Source organism: Carboxylicivirga marina, from assembly GCF_016612505.1.
Classification (GTDB): domain Bacteria; phylum Bacteroidota; class Bacteroidia; order Bacteroidales; family Marinilabiliaceae; genus Carboxylicivirga; species Carboxylicivirga marina.
In genome coordinates this window covers 1-17,332 of the sequence record NZ_JAENRR010000086.1, presented here as the reverse complement: position 1 = coordinate 17,332, position 17,332 = coordinate 1, and the positions used below count along the sequence as shown (strand labels likewise).

The window sequence follows — 17,332 nt, the reverse complement described above, 5'->3', positions numbered from 1 at the left end:
TACACCTTAATGCAGCTAATAATAATGAAGCTGTTTGCTTAATCTAGAAGAATACAATAGTACGTGAGTAGTTACAAATTTTAAAATGTATATCTTAAAAATATGGCAAGGACCCTATATACTAAAAAGTATAGCTCAAACATAAGGCATTGAGCCCATATACTATTTTTAATTGCCTAAAATAACAGCGCCGAAGCTTCCTAAAATAAAGTATGAAGCTTCGGCGCAGTGTTTTAGCCTTGCTAGAAAATTCTATTATCGCACGCTATCGCGCGAATCCTTTCGCGTGATTTTAAATAACCCACGGACTCGCACGCCAGTTTTGTGAAAACAATTTGTGTCAATTGCTGTAATTCGTCGATGAAATATTTTTCCAACAAATTAAAACCTAAAGGGCATCACTACCAATGCCCTTTTTTCTTTTAGATATATTCCTTATTCCTGTTTATTAATTTATTTTTACACGTTAATATTTAAAAAGAACTAATGTTATTAGGCGGAACAATATTAAATGTGATTACGGTGGTAGTTGGTAGTGCTATCGGAATGGTGGTAGGAAACCGAATCCCAAAGAAGATAACGAAAGGCGTCTTTCAGGCACTTGGGTTGTTTACATTGGTGCTGGGGGTAAATATGGCCATCAAAGGACAGATGCTTCTGGCCATTGTTTTTAGCCTGATAATAGGCACCATATTGGGCGAGTGGATGTCTATTGAGAAAGCTGTTGATGGCTTGTCTGATAAAATCAAAAATCGCTTAAAACTCAAAAACCCAAAATTTTCTGAAGGCTTACTTACGGCATTTCTGCTATACTGCATCGGTTCCATGACGATTCTTGGTGCCATTGATGAAGGTATGGGAAATGGTTCTGAAATATTAATGACCAAAGCGATTATGGATGGTTTTTCATCGATAGCGCTGGCTTCTGTTTTCGGATTAGGTGTTGGTATGTCGGTTATTCCATTGTTTATATTTCAGGGAGGAATTACCTTACTGGCCTATCTGTTAGGTGATTTTATAGCAGCCGACATTATCAATGAATTAACTGCTGTAGGTGGAATTTTATTAGTTGGCCTTGGAATTAATATATTAGAAATTAAGAAGATAAGAATTATGAATATGTTGCCCTCTCTAATTATCATTATCATTATGGTTTGGGCATCATCATTATTCTAATAGCAACCTATTAAAACAACGTACATTGGAAGCAAATACTAAATCATTATTGATACAAATGTTCGAGAAGTGGGCAGGAGAGGAAGCACGTTCTTATGTCATGTTGCCACCATCAGGTTCATATCGCGAATATTATCGAATAAGTGGGCGAAGCAAATCGGCTATGGGCGCCTATAATTCCGATTCCAAAGAAAATGTGGCTTTTCTGGAGTTTTCGAAGCATTTTAAAGGCAAAGGCCTACCAGTTCCTGAGATATACATGGTTGATGAATCAAATAATGTGTACCTGCAGGAAGATTTAGGCGATGTCACACTCTATGGATTCTTGCAAGGCTTAAGAAAAGACAAGGAGTTTCCGGAAGATTTAGTGAATTTCTATAAAAAAACACTGACGCAGTTGGTTTCATTTCAGATCAATGGAGGCGAAGGCCTGGATTATACAAAATGTTATCCTCGTCAGGCTTTTGATCGACAGTCCATGTTATGGGATCTTCATTACTTTAAGTACTATTTCTTAAAACTGGCACGTGTTCCTTTTGATGAACAGGCCTTAGAAGATGACTACCACAAACTGATTAATTTCTTGTTGGAAGTGAAGCATGATTATTTCCTGTATCGCGATTTTCAGTCGAGAAATGTGATGGTGGTGAATGATGAGCCTTGGTTTATTGATTATCAGGGCGGTCGCTTAGGTGCCTTACAATACGATCTGGCATCGCTTTTATATGATGCAAAAGCTGACATACCACATGCTGTGCGTGCAGATTTATTGAACTTTTATATGGGTGAGCTGTCTCAGTACACAAAAGTGGATGAAGGTGATTTCTCCCGACATTATTACGGCTATGTATTGATAAGAATAATGCAGGCCATGGGGGCATACGGTTTTAGAGGTTTTTACGAGAAAAAGGAGCATTTCTTAAAAAGTATACCTTATGCCATCGATAACCTTAAATATTTGCTCGATAATGTCAACCTGGGTGTTGAATTACCCACTTTGTTTGCAGCCTTGCGTAATGTAACCGAATCGGAAGAGCTAAAAACCATTGGCCAGAGAAGTTCGCTTTTGACAGTCCGAATAAGCAGCTTTTCTTATAAAAGAGGTATTCCTGTTGATGTGTCTGGTAATGGAGGTGGTTTTGTATTTGACTGTAGAGCGATTCATAACCCGGGCCGATATCCTGAATATGCCGAGAAAACCGGCAAGGATGAAGAAGTGATTGCTTTTTTTGGCAAAGAGCCCGAGATGGCAGAATTCTTAAAAGATGTCTATTCAATGGTGGATAAATCAGTCGAAAAATATATTTCGAGAGGGTTTAAAAACCTGATGGTCAATTTTGGATGTACAGGTGGACAACATCGTTCAGTATACAGCGCCGAATCTTTAGCAAGTCATCTTCAACATAAATACAAGTTAAATGTTGAGTTAAAGCATGTAGAGCAAGACATGAAGAAAAAATAACAATGGCAAAGAAGAAGTGCAAAGATAAAGAGAAGTTGAATAATCCAATAGTGAAGGATACGCACATTTATGTCTGTAAGAAATGTGGGATTGGTTCAAAAAAAGAAAATAAGTTGTGCAAACCCATTAAATTGGATAAGCAATGAATGCAATGATTTTTGCGGCAGGATTGGGTACGCGCCTTAAGCCATTAACCAATCAATTGCCAAAGGCTTTAGCCCCTTTTCAAGGAAAACCATTACTGTGGCATGCTATCAGAGAACTGGAAGGTATTGGCGTTGAGCGTATCGTCGTTAATGTACATCATTTTTCTGAGAAGATTATTCAGTATGTACAGGCTAATACGTGGCAATCTGAAGTGCTTATTTCAGACGAATCGGATTTGTTACTCGAAACGGGTGGAGGCTTGTTAAAAGCCCAATCTTTATTCATTCCAAATAAACCAATTATTATTCGAAATGTGGATATTGTCACATCTACAAATCTAGAAAGTTTCATATATTCACACCGCAAAAATAAAAATGATGCAACATTAATGGTTAAAAGCCGTAATACATCCCGTTATTTATGTTTTAATGATGAAATGCAATTATGTGCATGGAAAAACATCAAAACCAATGAGCAGATAGAAGTGATAAAAGCTGAAAATAAGGTTGATTTAGCCTTTAGTGGCATTCACATTATCGAACCCGGGCTGTTAAACGAAATGGGAGAGATTAGGCCTTTTTCAATTATTGAAGCATATCTCAAGCTGGCTAAAAATCATCAGATAAAAGGTTATGATGTAGGCAAGGATGAAGCTTGGTTTGATGTAGGCACCATTGAAAAACTTGAAGAAGCAGAACAATATTATAAATCAGGTAAATAAAATAGTATAATGAGTGAAATTCAAAGTGGAACAGGACGACGAAGGTTAGGCGATCCGTTTCAAAAGTTTATTAAATTTTTCTCTAGTGGTAGTGCTTTATTAATGATAGCAACAGCTATTGCTGTCATATGGGCCAATGTAGATCACGATAGCTACCACCACTTCTGGCATAGCCCATTTGGTATATCTACTGAAATATTTAGTGTTAATATGGGTTTGATGCACTGGATTAATGATGGTTTAATGGCCATTTTCTTTTTTGTAGTAGGCTTAGAGATTAAACGTGAATTCTTAGCAGGTGAACTGAGTTCATTTAAACAGGCATCACTACCTATTTTTGCTGCTATTGGAGGTATGGTTGTACCAATCGCCCTATACATGATGTTTGGTTTTGAAGGAACAGCGTCCAAAGGATGGGGTATTCCAATGGCTACTGATATTGCTTTCTCACTGGGTATTTTATCGTTACTTGGCAAGCGTGTGCCACTGGCCTTAAAGGTCTTTCTTACAGCCTTAGCTATTGTAGATGATTTAGGTGCCGTTTTGGTAATCGCTTTGTTTTACGGTGGTGACTTAAACTGGACATATCTTATGGTTGCAGGTCTGCTTTTAATCGTGTTGACCATCGCCAATTTACGTAATATTCAGGATTTGAAAATTTATACATTCCTTGGCTTTATCATCTGGTATCTGTTTTTGCAATCAGGTGTTGACGGGCCTGGATCAGGTTTACACGCCACTATTGCAGGTGTGTTAATCGCCTTTACCATTCCGGCTCGTCCAAAGGTGCATATTAATGAGTTTTTAGCTCGAATTAAGTCTGGTTTAACACGTTTTGATTCAGTTCCTAAAAGTGCAAATGAACGCGTATTGACAGATGACCAATTATATGCGATAAATGATGTGGAGTACAGTGTTAAAAAAGTTCAGAGTCCATTGCAATATATTGAACACCAGTTTCATGGTTTTATCAGTTTGTTTGTTTTGCCACTTTTTGCTCTAGCTAATGCAGGTGTTACTCTAATTCATCATGGCGAGGGTAGTAGCGAAGTATTTACAACCTTATCATTGGCTATTGCATTTAGTTTAGTGGTAGGAAAAGGACTTGGCATTACATTCTTTTCTTGGTTAGCAGTTAGACTTGGAATTGCAGTTAAACCAAAGCGCTCTTCATGGTTATCTTTCCTTGGCTTAGCGTTCTTAGGAGGTATTGGATTTACGATGTCTATCTTTATCGCCAGCCTTGGTTTTAAAGGAGATGCAGAGCTGTTGAATCAGGCTAAGATTGGTATTTTTGTTGGTTCAATTGTAGCAGGATTGTTTGGCTTCTACTTATTAAAGTATTCGCTTAAGAAAGATGAAGACCAAAAACCGATTACTACTAAGTAATACTAAAGATTATCAATAGATATAAGGAGTACCGATTGGTGCTCCTTTTTTTGTTTATCGAACTCTCGTTATTACATTTGACCCCATATTAGTATCGCATGAATCAATTCATAACAGAACACTTAGGAGAATTAGCCGCATTAGTTACCGCAGTATGCTGGACTTTTACGTCGATGTCATTTGAATCTGCTGGTAAAAAAGTGGGATCGATGTCCGTTAATATCATTCGCTTATTTATGGCCATTGCTCTCTTGGGAACGCTTCAGTATATTCGTTTTGGCTATTTCTTCCCCGAAGGAGCTGATGCTTACCAGTGGTTTTGGCTGTCTATTAGTGGTCTGGTTGGTTTTGTTATTGGTGATATGTTGTTATTTCAGGCTTTTGTGGTCGTTGGGGCACGCATCTCTATGTTGATCATGTCTTTATCACCGCCATTAGCAGCTTTATTTGGCTGGATACTACTGGGTGAGCAGTTAACAATGGCTCATATCTTAGGAATGACCGTAACGATGTCGGGTATTTCGCTTGTAATATTGGGAAAGCCTTCAAAAGGAAAGCGCATAAAAGTAAAATATCCTTTAAAAGGAATATTGCTGGCCTTTGGTGGGGCAACAGGACAAGGGCTTGGTCTGGTACTAAGTAAATATGGGATGGGTGATTACGATCCGGCTTCAGCAACCATGATTCGGGTGATTGCTGGAACAATCGGTTTTAGCGTATTATTTATTTTTACCGGTCACTGGCCAAAGGTGATAAAGGCGCTCAGCAATGGTGCCGCCATGCTTCGTATTTCAATAGGAGCATTTTTTGGACCATTTTTGGGAGTCTCATTTTCATTATTAGCCATAAAGTATACAACCACAGGCGTGGCTTCTACCATTATGTCTATTGTTCCGGTATTAATTATACCGCCCGCCATCTTATTATTTAAAGAGCGCGTTACTTTAAAAGAAGCGGTTGGAGCAACGATTGCCGTTTTGGGTGTAATTGTATTGTTTTGGTTCTAGCCGGTAATTTTAAGCATCACTTTGGCTGCCATTAATAAAGTGCCAGTCATTAAAATAATAGAGAAGAATACTAAACGAGAATCATTCCCAAATGAATCGGAAATGCCGGATTTGAGTAGGCGTTTATTATGATGGGAGATAACCACAAAACGCGGAAGAACTCTGAGGTAAATGCCATATACAATGCGGCCTAATATCAGTCCGAGTAACATGCCGCCAATAATGTCGCCTGGGTAATGAACGCCCATATAAACTCTCGAATAGGCATTTATTGCAGCCCATGAAAAAATAAATATACTGTATGTCCTGTTTCTGAATAGCAATGAGGTAAATATTGCCAAACCAAATGAATTGGTTGAATGAGATGAAACAAATCCGTACATGCCACCTCTTTTTCCATTTATTAGATGGACAAGGAATTGTAAATCTTCGTCCCTTGAAGGCCTCAAGCGCTCGAAACCCTGCTTAAATACATTGGTTGAAATTTGATCGCATAAAACAATTAATAGACCAATTGACAAAATAGTTACCAATCCTTTTAGTCCGTGGTTTTTAAAAATTACATAGGCCAGTGTCAGGTAAAGGGGAAGCCAGACTTCTTTACTGGTAAACATCCAAAAAAAGTTATCCCAAAAACCGTTATGAAAACTATTTAGAAAGAATAAAAGTTCAGTGTCGAGTTCTATTAATGATTGTAGCAGCCCCATAATTCTTAATTTGTTTCGAAAATAATTGTTTAAAAATAAAATCGGGAAAATTTGAACTTAATAATTACTCAAATTTCCTGTATACGCAAGATTTTTTACTCGACGATGTTAATTAGTTCCTAATATCAGCCGTATGAGCAGAATATTTTGTAAAATTGCAAAGATGGTTAAAATCAGAGTCCATATAGCTACTCTTCTTTTGGCGATATACAGTATTGTATTTGCTCACAATGTTATTCCTCATCATCATCATTTAGATATTGTGAATAACCTGGTGGCTATGTTTGATGCACATGAAGCAAACCACCATCATCACCATTATTCCGACCATTCTCATACTTGTGATCATCACCATGAGCATTCAGAGAAAGTAAATCATCAGCATGACCACGATTCGCACGAAGCCTGTCATTTTGAGGTAAGACCAATAAACTCTAAAACAGAGCATACACACTTTGTCTTAGTAGTTATTAATAGTGTTTTTGACTTTCACATTGATAATGATGAAGAGCTAAAACATGAATCGGATTACACACCACCAAAACTCCCCGAGGGTTATAATCTGGCGGTCCCGCTAAGGGCACCGCCTGTATTTGCATGATTTAGTGTTTAAGGAATTACAGATTAGGTGAAGGCATTCGCCCTTTCTGCACATATCTATTTATTAACTAATTCAATCTAAAGAATCATGCAAAAATTACTTTTCATTTTGGCTATGTCAGCCTTGATTTTATCGTCTTGTGGCACAAAGAAAGCAGAACAAAAAAAAGGTACTCATGTACATGCTGATGGAACTGTACACGAAGCACATGACCACGAAGCGCCTGCTCAGGAATCTTTTGATGTAAAAGAAGAGCATGCTTGTAAGGGCTGTGACAAGGATAGTTGCGCCACTAAAGAAGAATGTGACGACCACAAGAAAGAAAGTGCTGAACACGATCACAGTCATGATCACGGGCACGATCACGACCATGATCACAACTAAAATTTCAGCCAATATACTTCAGCAGAAGAATCTCTTCTGCTGAAGTATTCATTAAAATATCAGATTGAATTACAAATAATTTCATCATATGAATCATTACGGTTACATATTATATTTTGTTATCGGTATGCTGGTTTCATCTTGTTCAAACTTTAAGCAAGATGATGGCGGACATGCACATGATGACATCACCATACCATATACAGCTTATTCCGATAAACTGGAAGTGTTTGTAGATGTTCAACCCTTAGCCGTTGCTAATAATTCACAATTGATTATACATTTTACTGATTTAGAAACTTTTAAGCCAGTGTTGGTAGATGAGGTGAGTGTTTCGTTAATAGTTGGAGGTAAGGGTATTAGAGTAAAGAGTACAGAAGCTTCCAAGTCTGGCGTATTTAAAGTAATCATACAACCTTCAACTGCTGGTGTAGGTAGGTTTGAGTTTGAGCTTCTGCATAATAATCAAAAGCAAAAAGTGACTATTAATAATGTTAAGGTTTATGATGATGCGCATGATGCTGCACATTTAGGCGAAAGTTTAATTCCGGATTCACCTGATGCGGTTAGCTTCACAAAAGAGCAATCGTGGAAAGTTGATTTCAAAACGGATAAACCAGAAATAGCGGAGTTTGGCAGTATTATAAAAGTGAGTGCTCGTGTTAATGTTTCTCCCGCCGAACAAATGATTGTTGCGGCTAAATCCAGTGGTTTTATACAATACTCTTCTGGTTTGTTGTCAATTGGACAAGCAGTGAGTAATAATGAATGGTTAATGACAATATCAGGGCAAGGTCTCACTGAGAATAATACCATTGTTAGGGCTCAGGAAGCTAAGGTTGAATACGATATTGCCAAATCGGATTATTTGCGCGATAAGCGCTTGCATCAGCAAAAGATTGTTTCGAACCGTCAATTGTTAGTGTCAAAAGCTCGATTTGAAAAGGCAGAATCACAGTGGAGTAATTTACAGAAAACAGTGTCGGAAAACGGGGAAAAGGTAGTGGCGAAAATGCCAGGTTTTATTCACGAATTATTGGTTGATAATGGCGAGTATGTAAATTCAGGTATGCCCCTATTGACCATTATCAAGAATGATCGTTTGGTTCTGAAAGGGATGGTTCGTCCGAGCTTATTCTCCGAACTTAAAACGCTATACGATGCTAATATAGAATTGAATAATGGTGAGGTGATAAATCTAAGTGATTTAAACGGAAGACTGGTCTCAATTGGTCAATCATCAGGTACTGATAACTATTTATTACCAGTAACCCTGGAGATTGATAAGCATGATGATTTGGTGAGTGGCGGTTTTGCTAATGTATATCTGAGAACCGGAAGTCAAAAAAAATCAGTTATTATTCCTAACTCTGCTTTGGTGGAGATTCAGGGTTTGTTCTTTACATACATTCAACTAACACCCGAATTATTCGAACGCCGACAAGTTGTTCCTGGTCCATCGGATGGTGTTCATACGGTTGTATTGTCTGGTTTAAAGGCTAATGAGCGAATTGTGAGTAGAGGCGCGACCTTTGTCAGGTTAGCAGCAGTTTCAAATACAGTTGATCCGCACGCCGGTCATGTACATTAGGAGGGGCAACAATGTTGAATAATATTATAAAATTCTCGCTCCATAATAAACTAATCGTTCTATTGGGATCAGTCGTTCTGATTTTGGGAGGCGTATATACAGCCCAAAATATGGATGTTGATGTATTTCCTGACTTAACAGCGCCTACTGTAGTTGTGATGACGGATGCGCATGGGATGGCTACTGAGGAGGTTGAACGTCTAGTATCATTTCCAATTGAAACAGCAGTAAATGGCGCCACAGATGTGCGTCGAGTACGCTCTGCCAGCTCGCATGGATTTTCATTTGTGTGGGTCGAATTCGATTGGGGAACCGATGTATTTAAGGCTCGTCAGATAGTGAGCGAAAAGCTCGTTACCTTAGCAGGTCAATTGCCGATTGGTATCTCACAACCGGTGTTGGCACCTCAGTCAAGCGTTATGGGTGAGATCCTATTTGTAGGACTTCAGTCTGATACGACCGATGCCATGACACTTAGGACAATTGCCGATTGGCAGATAAAACCTCTGTTGCTGGCTACTGGCGGAGTATCGCAAGTCACAATAATAGGTGGGGACTATAAGCAATACAAAGTTTTGGCCGATCCGCATAAGATGATGCACCTGAATGTTAAGCTATCAGAGCTTGAAGATGTATGTAAAGGCATCAGCCAGAATAGTACAGGTGGCGTTATTCGCGAATATGGTAACGAATATGTGGTACGAGGAATTGGTCGTAGTGCTGATTTAGAGGTCTTAGGAAATACCTTAATAAAGCAAAATAAAGGATTACCTATTTACATTCGGGATATTGCTCAAGTAGTAATTGAGCCTGCTGTGAAAATGGGTTATGCATCGCAAGATGCCACACCAGCAGTTATTCTATCAATTTCGAAACAGCCAAATACCAATACCTTAAAGCTGACACAGAAGATTGAGGCTAACCTGGCAGAGTTATCTGAAACGCTTCCAGATGATGTAAAGCTCGATTCCAAAATCTTTCGTCAGGCCGATTTTATCGAAACTTCGGTTCGTAATGTGCAGCGTGCACTTATTGAGGGTGGTTTGTTTGTTGTTATTATTCTTTTCTTGTTTTTAGGAAGTTTTCGAACAACTCTTATTTCTTTGATTGCAATTCCTTTGTCACTTTTAGGAGCCATTATAGCACTTAAGTATCTCGATTTAAACATTAATACAATGAGTCTGGGTGGCATGGCCATTGCCATTGGTTCGTTGGTGGATGATGCAATAATCGATGTAGAGAATGTATACAAACGCTTACGACAGGATTATCATAAACCTGCCGGAGAACGAGTTTCTACATTAACGGTCGTTTATGAGGCTTCAAAGGAGATTCGTTCTTCCATATTGAATGCAACTCTTATTATTATCGTTGCGTTTATTCCCTTGTTTTTCTTGTCGGGTATGGAGGGCAGGATGCTACAACCTTTGGGTATAGCCTATATCGTTTCTCTCTTTATGTCTCTAATTGTGGCGATGACCATTACGCCATTATTGTGTCATTTATTATTATCAGATGACAAATATTTATCGTCAAAGGAGAAGGATAGTCGCCTGACTCGTTTTCTTCAGCGTATGTATAAACACTCACTTACATGGACATTAAATCATAAAACTGGATTTTTATCTGGTAGTATTGTTTTATTTGCTATCGCTATAGCAGTAATGACATCGATGGGCCGCAGTTTCTTACCTGAGTTTAATGAAGGGGCATTAACAATTTCAGCCGTTAGTCAGCCCGGGGTATCACTTGAAAAGAGTAATGAGTTGGGTAACTTAATTGAGTCGGAACTCTTATTAATACCAGAAGTTACAGGTACTGCTCGCAGGACTGGGCGAGGTGAGTTGGATGAACATTCACAAACAACCAATAGTGCTGAGATAGATGTGAACTTTGTGTTGGGGGATCGAGAACAGGAAATATTTCTCGAAGATGTTAGAAAAAAGTTAGCCAATGTACCTGGGGTGGCAACCACAGTTGGGCAGCCACTGGGGCACCGTATTGATCATATGCTGTCGGGCACACGAGCTAATATTGCTATTAAAATCTTCGGACAAGATTTAAATCAGCTCTTTGTTCTTGGTAACCAGGTTAAGGCCGTAGTCGATAAAATTGAAGGTTTGGTGGATGTTAATGTTGAGCAGCAAACGGAAATTCCTCAGATTCAGATTAAAGCTGACCGGGAAAAGCTGGCTGCTTATGGTATCAGTATGACCGCATTCAACGAATTTGTTGATGTTGCTTTTGCGGGTGAGAAACTGGCGAATATTTACGAAGGTCAACGAAGTTTTGACTTATTGCTGCGTTTTAATCACGACTATACCAATTCAATGGAAGGACTTAAGAAAGCTTTGATTGATACTGGTGACGGTAAAAAAGTGGCTTTGGAAGAAGTGGCCACCATTATTTCAACTGCTGGTCCGGGTATGGTTAGCCGAGAAAATGTTCAGCGAAAGTTAGTGGTGTCAGCTAATGTGGCGCAGCGCGATTTAAGAAGTGTGGTGAATGATATTAAATCGGCAGTAAAATCAAATATCACCTTGCCCGATGGCTATCGTATTGAATATGGTGGTCAGTTCGAAAGCGAAGCTAAAGCCTCACAAACACTGATGTTGACATCTATATTAGCCATTTGCATCATATTTTTATTACTCTACCATGAGTTTAAAAATACCCGCTTGGCTGGTATCATACTATTAAATCTTCCGTTGGCATTAATTGGTGGTGTATTTGCTATTAAGATAACCTCGGGTATCATTAGTATTCCGGCAATTATTGGGTTTATTACTTTATTTGGTATTGCAACACGCAATGGTATTTTGTTGGTGTCCAATTATCAAAATGTGAAGGCTAATAAAGCGAACTTAAAAGCGATTATTGTTGAAGGTTCAATTGACCGATTAAATCCCATATTAATGACTGCACTTACTGCGGCTTTGGCATTAATTCCTTTAGCACTAAAAGGTGGCCAGCCAGGTAATGAAATTCAAAGTCCCATGGCAAAAGTAATTTTAGGTGGATTGTTGACATCTACCTTGTTAAATATCTATGTCATCCCAATTGTTTATTACTTGTTTCAGAAGAAGCGTTTTAAACCCGAAAAGAAAGGAGGTAGTTTATGAAACTAGCTGCGATAAGTGTATTGTGCTTACTAAGTGCTATTATAACAGCGCAAACATCCATACCTCAGTTACTCGATTCTATTGAGAAAAATAATTATACATTAAAATCATTGAGGGCACAAACTGATGCAACCATTGTTGGCAACAATATCGGATTGAATCCAGCTAACCCTCAGGTTGAGTATATTTATCAATGGGGAGATACTGAGCAAATTGGCAACAAACAAGAGTTTCATGTGAGGCAAAGTTTTGATTTTCCCACGGCCTATCGTTATCGTAAACAGATGACTAATAGCTTAAACGAAAAGGCAGAGCGTGATTATTTAAATGCCTATAACGTGGTGATGCTAGATGCTCAGTTTTATATTCTTAAGCTTATCTATCAAAATGCGATGTTAGAAGAATATGCTGTTCGTCTGGAGCATGCTAAACAAATGGCAGAAGCTTTTCATATAAAATTTGATGAAGGAGATGCCAATATGCTAGAACGTAATAAAGCAGATATAAACTTGCTTAATGCCCAAAATGCATTAGCCAGGCTGGAATCGGAACAAGCGTTGTTATTACAGCAATTACAAGGCATTAATGGCGGACAAATATTGAGGTTCAGCATGGAGGGTTGGCCGGATGCCATTATGCCACTTGATTTTGAACAATGGTTTAAGGAGAATTCCGACATTATACCAGAAATTCAGAGTCGACAAAAGGAGCTGTCAGCCAGTAGGTACAATGAAAAGCTAAGTAAGGCAATGAGTTTACCCAAATTAACTGGCGGATATAGTTCTGAAAGTGGGACAGTAGATAAATTCAGGGGAGTGAATGTAGGCTTGAGCATTCCATTGTGGGAAAATAAAAACACCGTTAAGCAGGCTAAGCTAAACTCAATAGCAAAGGAAAATGAATTGGCCGATGCTCAATTACAGCTTTACCATGGCTTAAAAGCTTTGTATGGACGTGCCAGTAATATGCAGGCAGTTGCTACTCAATATCGAAATTCATTGATGGCCTTAAGTAATACTGATTTGCTATTAGTAGCCTTAGAAAACGGACAAATAACCATATTGGAATACATGATGGAATTGAGCATTTATTACGAAGCCATTGAAAATGCTTTGAATGCAGAATTGGAATTTCAATTAAATCTGGCTCAAATGAAAGCCTTTCAAATTAATTGATGATACCAGTGTGACACAAAAGCCACTTGCACAACATTTTTTGCAAGTGGCTTTTGTATTTATTTTGATAGGTAAATGTCTTAAGAAGTACATTAACCGCCTGACTTTTTAACCTTATATCCTTCTTTTATAAGTATATCAACCACCTTATCCCGGAAGTCACCCTGAATAAGAATCTCTCTATTTTTTGCAGAACCACCTACGCCACATTTGCTTTTCAATAGCTTACCCAGGTCTTTTAAATCATCCTCAACGCCTATAAAACCAGTTACCAAAGTCACTTTTTTGCCACCACGTTGCTTCTTATCTAATAACACCCTTAAATCCTGTTGTTGTGGTTCAAGGGTTTCTTCTTGTGCGTCATCATTGTATTGATAGTCAAAATCCTGATTGGTAGAAAACACCACGCCATCCAGATTTTTCCATTTTTTCTTTTTTGCCATCGACGTATATTTTACACAAATGTAATAACTCAATTTACTTTTTATGGCCAATTTTCTGCATATGCTACACATTTTGATTAATTTTCAGTTTCAAATCTATAACTATGAGAACCCTTATAACTATCCTTTTCATAACGAAGTTATCATTTGGTTTATATGCTCAGACTTCAGAAGATTGGAGTCAGCTGGATGCCTACTTTAAACTTTTGGAAGATAATAACAAGTTTATGGGAGGTATTGCCATTTATAAAGGTGATGAGCGCTTATATGAATATTACTCTGGGCTTTCAAGTGTGAAGGAAGAGAGGCATGCCAACTATCAAACAAGATATCGAATAGGCTCAGTGACAAAGATATTCACTGCTGTTATGATTTTTCAATTGATTGAAGAAGGTAGACTAAGCCTTGATACTAAATTAGCCGAATATTATCCACAGATTACAAATTCTGGTAAAATTACCATTTCTCATTTACTTAATCATCGGAGTGGTTTACATGAATATACCACTCAAGAAAGTTTTATCGGGATTAAGAATAAAGCCTGGCATAAAGGCGAGTTAATGGGGATGATAGTGAATTATCCCATTGATTTTGAGCCAGGTGAAAGGGCAAGGTACTCAAATACTAATTATTTATTACTTGGATTTATTATTGAAAGATTAAATGATGAAAGTTTTTCGATACAATTGGAAAACAAAATTACTACACCCTTTTTATTAACAGGCACCCGGTATGGTGGGGATATTAATACCGCTATGTATGAAGCAAATTCATATGTATTCAGAAACAAGCAATGGGAACAATTATCAGAAACTGATATGAGTATTGCCAGGGGGGCTGGAGCCATTATTTCAACTCCCAGAGATTTAAATGTTTTTGCTCAGGCCTTGTTTCAAAAGAGAATCATAAGCGAAGCATCACTTGATAGCCTTGTTACCATTGATGATGGTTTTGGGCGTGGAGTTTTTGCGTATCCTTATAAAGATAGATTTGCGTGGGGTCACAATGGAAATATTGATGGCTTTCAAAGTCATTTATCATACTTTCCTGATGATAGCTTAAGTATTTCGGTATTGGGTAACGGTATGAGTTACCCACTCAATGAAATAATCACCACAGCATTAAATTCATGCTATGGATTCGAGTATGAACTTCCTGTATTCAGTCAAAAACTAGCAAACATACCAATTGAAGTGTTAAATAATTTAGAAGGTAATTATGTTTGCCCAGAATACCCCGTTAAAATTAGTCTGGTATTAAAGGAAGAACGTTTATATGCTCAAATAACCGGTCATGAAGCTTTCCCGTTGACCCAATACGAAAATGGCTCGTTCAGGTTTGAACCAATTGGAATGGAGATAAAGTTTGAAGGGGATTTACATTCAATTATTATGGGCTCCTTTGTTTTACATCAAAGAGGAGCAACATTTAACTTCATCAAAGAATAAGTGGAAAAGATTACTGGAATTAAAGTCATCGCTTTTGATGCAGATGACACCCTTTGGGAAAATGAAACATTTTTTCGTGAAGCTGAACAACAATTTGCTGAATTAATGTTGAAGTATTCACCAAAGAATGAAACATTAAAAGTGCTTTATGACGTTGAAATAGCCAATATGCCCATTTATGGATATGGCATTAAAGCCTTTATATTATCGTTGATAGAAACAGCAAACTTATTATCCGGTTATCAGGTTTCTGCGCGTCAAATAAATGAGTTAACAGACTTAGGGAAAGAGATGCTGGATAAACCGGTTGTTTTGCTCGAAGGAGTTGAAGAGGTGTTAAAAAAAGCTGCTGTAAATTACAAGCTGATTGTAGCAACTAAAGGTGATTTACTCGATCAGGAGCGAAAACTACGTAAATCGGGTTTGCTCAAATACTTTCATCATATTGAAGTGATGAGTGATAAAACAAGCGACGCCTACCAAATATTGATTCAGCACCTGGATGTTAAACCCAATGAATTAATGATGGTTGGTAATTCATTAAAATCAGATGTATTGCCTGTTTTGGAGCTTGGAGGATGGGGCGTACATATTCCTTTTCATACAACATGGCAACACGAGATTGTAACTGAGCCAATTACTAACAATAAATTTATTGAACTTGGCAGTGTGTCTGAATTGCCAATGTTATTGGATTGATAAATTTTGTTAAATATAGCATGCTGTTGAGAACAATCTGACAGAAACGAAGTTTCAGAATAAAACTTAATACATGGAGACTTTAACACTAACAACACCAGCTTTATTATTTTCGGCTGTTTCACTTATATTATTAGCTTACACCAATCGTTTTTTAGGCTATGCGGCATTAGTACGCCAATTATACGAAAAGCTCAAAGCTAATCCCGATCAGGTTTTACTTGACCAAATCATGAATTTGCGAAAACGTTTATACCTGATTAAAAATATGCAGTTACTCGGAGTGGCCAGCTTAATGTTTTGTGTATTGTCAATGTTATTGATTTACATCGAAGTATTTATGCCTGCCGCTTATGCATTCGGATTAGGCTTGTTGTTACTAATTATATCCTTATTACTATCAGGCTGGGAAATAAAAATCTCGGTTAAAGCACTTGACTTGCACTTGAATGATATGGAAAATTTCAATGAAAAAAACAATCAGTAATAGGTAACTAGCATTTATCATTTTTATCAGAGCAATCATAAGGATCTGATTGGCACGAATTAGTTTTTTCTTCATAATCAATTATGCTGTTGCGAGCATCTTGCTCTATGTTACAGCAGTCAGTAAACAGCTTTTTTAGTTTATCGCGGCCACGTTGCACTTTTGAGCGTACAGTTGCATAATTGATACCAAGTTGTTCTGCAATTTCCTTTTGTGGCATGTTGTTGATTTCGGAAAGGAGCATGAGTTCTTTATAGTCAGCTGGTAGCTGATTTATAAAAGTTAGCATACAAGTACTTAATTCTTCTACAGCAACTGTATTGTTGTCATTGTCCTCAGTATAAGGAAGTTCTTCACTATTATAGTGATAGTTGTTTTTTCGGTAATAATCGATGATTGAATTTTTAGCCACTGTAAACATCCAGCTTTTAAGGTTCTTTACTTCTTCAGTATTTGAGCTGGATAATTTTAAGAAAACATCTTGAGTTATGTCCTGTGCATCAGCATTATTGTTGATGCGATTTTTTATAAAGATGTATAACGATTTATATAAGGTATCAATTTGTATTTCCATCATCCAAAAATAAGAAATTATGCAGAGTTATTTATTTCTGAAGTGGATGAGCAGATGGATAAAAAAAAATAATCAAATTTTTTTCGATAATAGTGCATCATTTTTTCAATTGGCCGTCTTAGCCTGAATTATTCATAAAAAAGGGATAAGTGTTCCTTGAATCTTCTGAAATATCAGTATTTTCAAGGTGTCCAAACAC

Annotated in this window: 16 protein-coding genes; 13 read left to right on the top strand and 3 right to left on the bottom strand. The window is 37.6% G+C overall.

From position 1 onward, the window contains the following. Window positions 1-486 precede the first annotated feature (486 nt). The 5 genes from JIV24_RS20390 to JIV24_RS20370 all read left to right on the top strand — a co-directional run bounded on the left by JIV24_RS20390 (window position 487) and on the right by JIV24_RS20370 (window position 5,902). Window positions 487-1,176, top strand: coding sequence for a DUF554 domain-containing protein (locus JIV24_RS20390; protein WP_200466929.1), 690 nt, complete (start codon window positions 487-489; stop codon window positions 1,174-1,176). A 25-nt stretch (window positions 1,177-1,201) separates the two neighbouring features. Further along, window positions 1,202-2,638: a RapZ C-terminal domain-containing protein gene (locus tag JIV24_RS20385; protein WP_234445907.1), complete on the top strand. Its 1,437-nt coding sequence runs from the start codon at window positions 1,202-1,204 to the stop codon at window positions 2,636-2,638. A 142-nt stretch (window positions 2,639-2,780) separates the two neighbouring features. After that, window positions 2,781-3,506 (top strand): nucleotidyltransferase family protein, encoded by a 726-nt coding sequence (locus JIV24_RS20380; RefSeq protein WP_200466928.1) that lies wholly within the window; start codon window positions 2,781-2,783, stop codon window positions 3,504-3,506. Between the two features lie 9 nt (window positions 3,507-3,515). Continuing rightward, a complete protein-coding gene (nhaA, locus tag JIV24_RS20375; protein WP_200466927.1) occupies window positions 3,516-4,895 on the top strand; it encodes a Na+/H+ antiporter NhaA in 1,380 nt (459 codons plus the stop codon). A 98-nt stretch (window positions 4,896-4,993) separates the two neighbouring features. Continuing rightward, entirely contained in the window at window positions 4,994-5,902 is a 909-nt protein-coding gene (locus JIV24_RS20370) for a DMT family transporter (protein WP_200466926.1), read from the top strand. Here the strand turns inward: JIV24_RS20370 and JIV24_RS20365 are convergent. After that, entirely contained in the window at window positions 5,899-6,609 is a 711-nt protein-coding gene (locus JIV24_RS20365; protein WP_200466925.1) for a phosphatase PAP2 family protein, read from the bottom strand. The two genes, JIV24_RS20370 and JIV24_RS20365, sit on opposite strands and share 4 nt — an antisense overlap. A 133-nt stretch (window positions 6,610-6,742) precedes the next feature. On the opposite strand from JIV24_RS20365, the gene JIV24_RS20360 reads away from it, so the two are divergent. The 5 genes from JIV24_RS20360 to JIV24_RS20340 all read left to right on the top strand — a co-directional run bounded on the left by JIV24_RS20360 (window position 6,743) and on the right by JIV24_RS20340 (window position 13,482). Continuing rightward, on the top strand, window positions 6,743-7,210 hold the full coding sequence (locus tag JIV24_RS20360; RefSeq protein ID WP_200466924.1) for a hypothetical protein: 468 nt from the start codon (window positions 6,743-6,745) through the stop codon (window positions 7,208-7,210). A gap of 87 nt (window positions 7,211-7,297) precedes the next feature. Then, window positions 7,298-7,594 carry a hypothetical protein gene (locus tag JIV24_RS20355; RefSeq protein ID WP_200466923.1) on the top strand — a complete coding sequence of 99 codons (297 nt, stop codon included), beginning with the start codon at window positions 7,298-7,300 and terminating at the stop codon, window positions 7,592-7,594. Between the two features lie 88 nt (window positions 7,595-7,682). Then, window positions 7,683-9,185 (top strand): efflux RND transporter periplasmic adaptor subunit, encoded by a 1,503-nt coding sequence (locus tag JIV24_RS20350; protein WP_200466922.1) that lies wholly within the window; start codon window positions 7,683-7,685, stop codon window positions 9,183-9,185. An 11-nt stretch (window positions 9,186-9,196) separates the two neighbouring features. Next, window positions 9,197-12,307 (top strand): efflux RND transporter permease subunit, encoded by a 3,111-nt coding sequence (locus JIV24_RS20345; RefSeq protein WP_200466921.1) that lies wholly within the window; start codon window positions 9,197-9,199, stop codon window positions 12,305-12,307. Then, window positions 12,304-13,482, top strand: coding sequence for a TolC family protein (locus JIV24_RS20340; protein WP_200466920.1), 1,179 nt, complete (start codon window positions 12,304-12,306; stop codon window positions 13,480-13,482). The genes JIV24_RS20345 and JIV24_RS20340 overlap by 4 nt, the downstream gene beginning before the upstream one ends. Window positions 13,483-13,574: 92 nt before the next feature. Here JIV24_RS20340 and JIV24_RS20335 read toward each other — a convergent pair whose 3' ends face one another. Next, window positions 13,575-13,925 (bottom strand): translation initiation factor, encoded by a 351-nt coding sequence (locus JIV24_RS20335; protein ID WP_200466919.1) that lies wholly within the window; start codon window positions 13,923-13,925, stop codon window positions 13,575-13,577. A gap of 104 nt (window positions 13,926-14,029) precedes the next feature. On the opposite strand from JIV24_RS20335, the gene JIV24_RS20330 reads away from it, so the two are divergent. From JIV24_RS20330 to JIV24_RS20320, 3 genes are all read left to right on the top strand, one after another. Further along, window positions 14,030-15,373, top strand: coding sequence for a serine hydrolase domain-containing protein (locus JIV24_RS20330; protein ID WP_200466918.1), 1,344 nt, complete (start codon window positions 14,030-14,032; stop codon window positions 15,371-15,373). Continuing rightward, window positions 15,374-16,072 (top strand): HAD family hydrolase, encoded by a 699-nt coding sequence (locus tag JIV24_RS20325; protein WP_289048496.1) that lies wholly within the window; start codon window positions 15,374-15,376, stop codon window positions 16,070-16,072. A gap of 73 nt (window positions 16,073-16,145) precedes the next feature. Further along, window positions 16,146-16,559: a DUF2721 domain-containing protein gene (locus tag JIV24_RS20320; protein ID WP_200466917.1), complete on the top strand. Its 414-nt coding sequence runs from the start codon at window positions 16,146-16,148 to the stop codon at window positions 16,557-16,559. Window positions 16,560-16,566: 7 nt separating this feature from the next. Here the strand turns inward: JIV24_RS20320 and JIV24_RS20315 are convergent, their stop codons facing one another. Then, window positions 16,567-17,133 (bottom strand): sigma-70 family RNA polymerase sigma factor, encoded by a 567-nt coding sequence (locus JIV24_RS20315; protein WP_234445905.1) that lies wholly within the window; start codon window positions 17,131-17,133, stop codon window positions 16,567-16,569. Window positions 17,134-17,332: the final 199 nt, after the last annotated feature.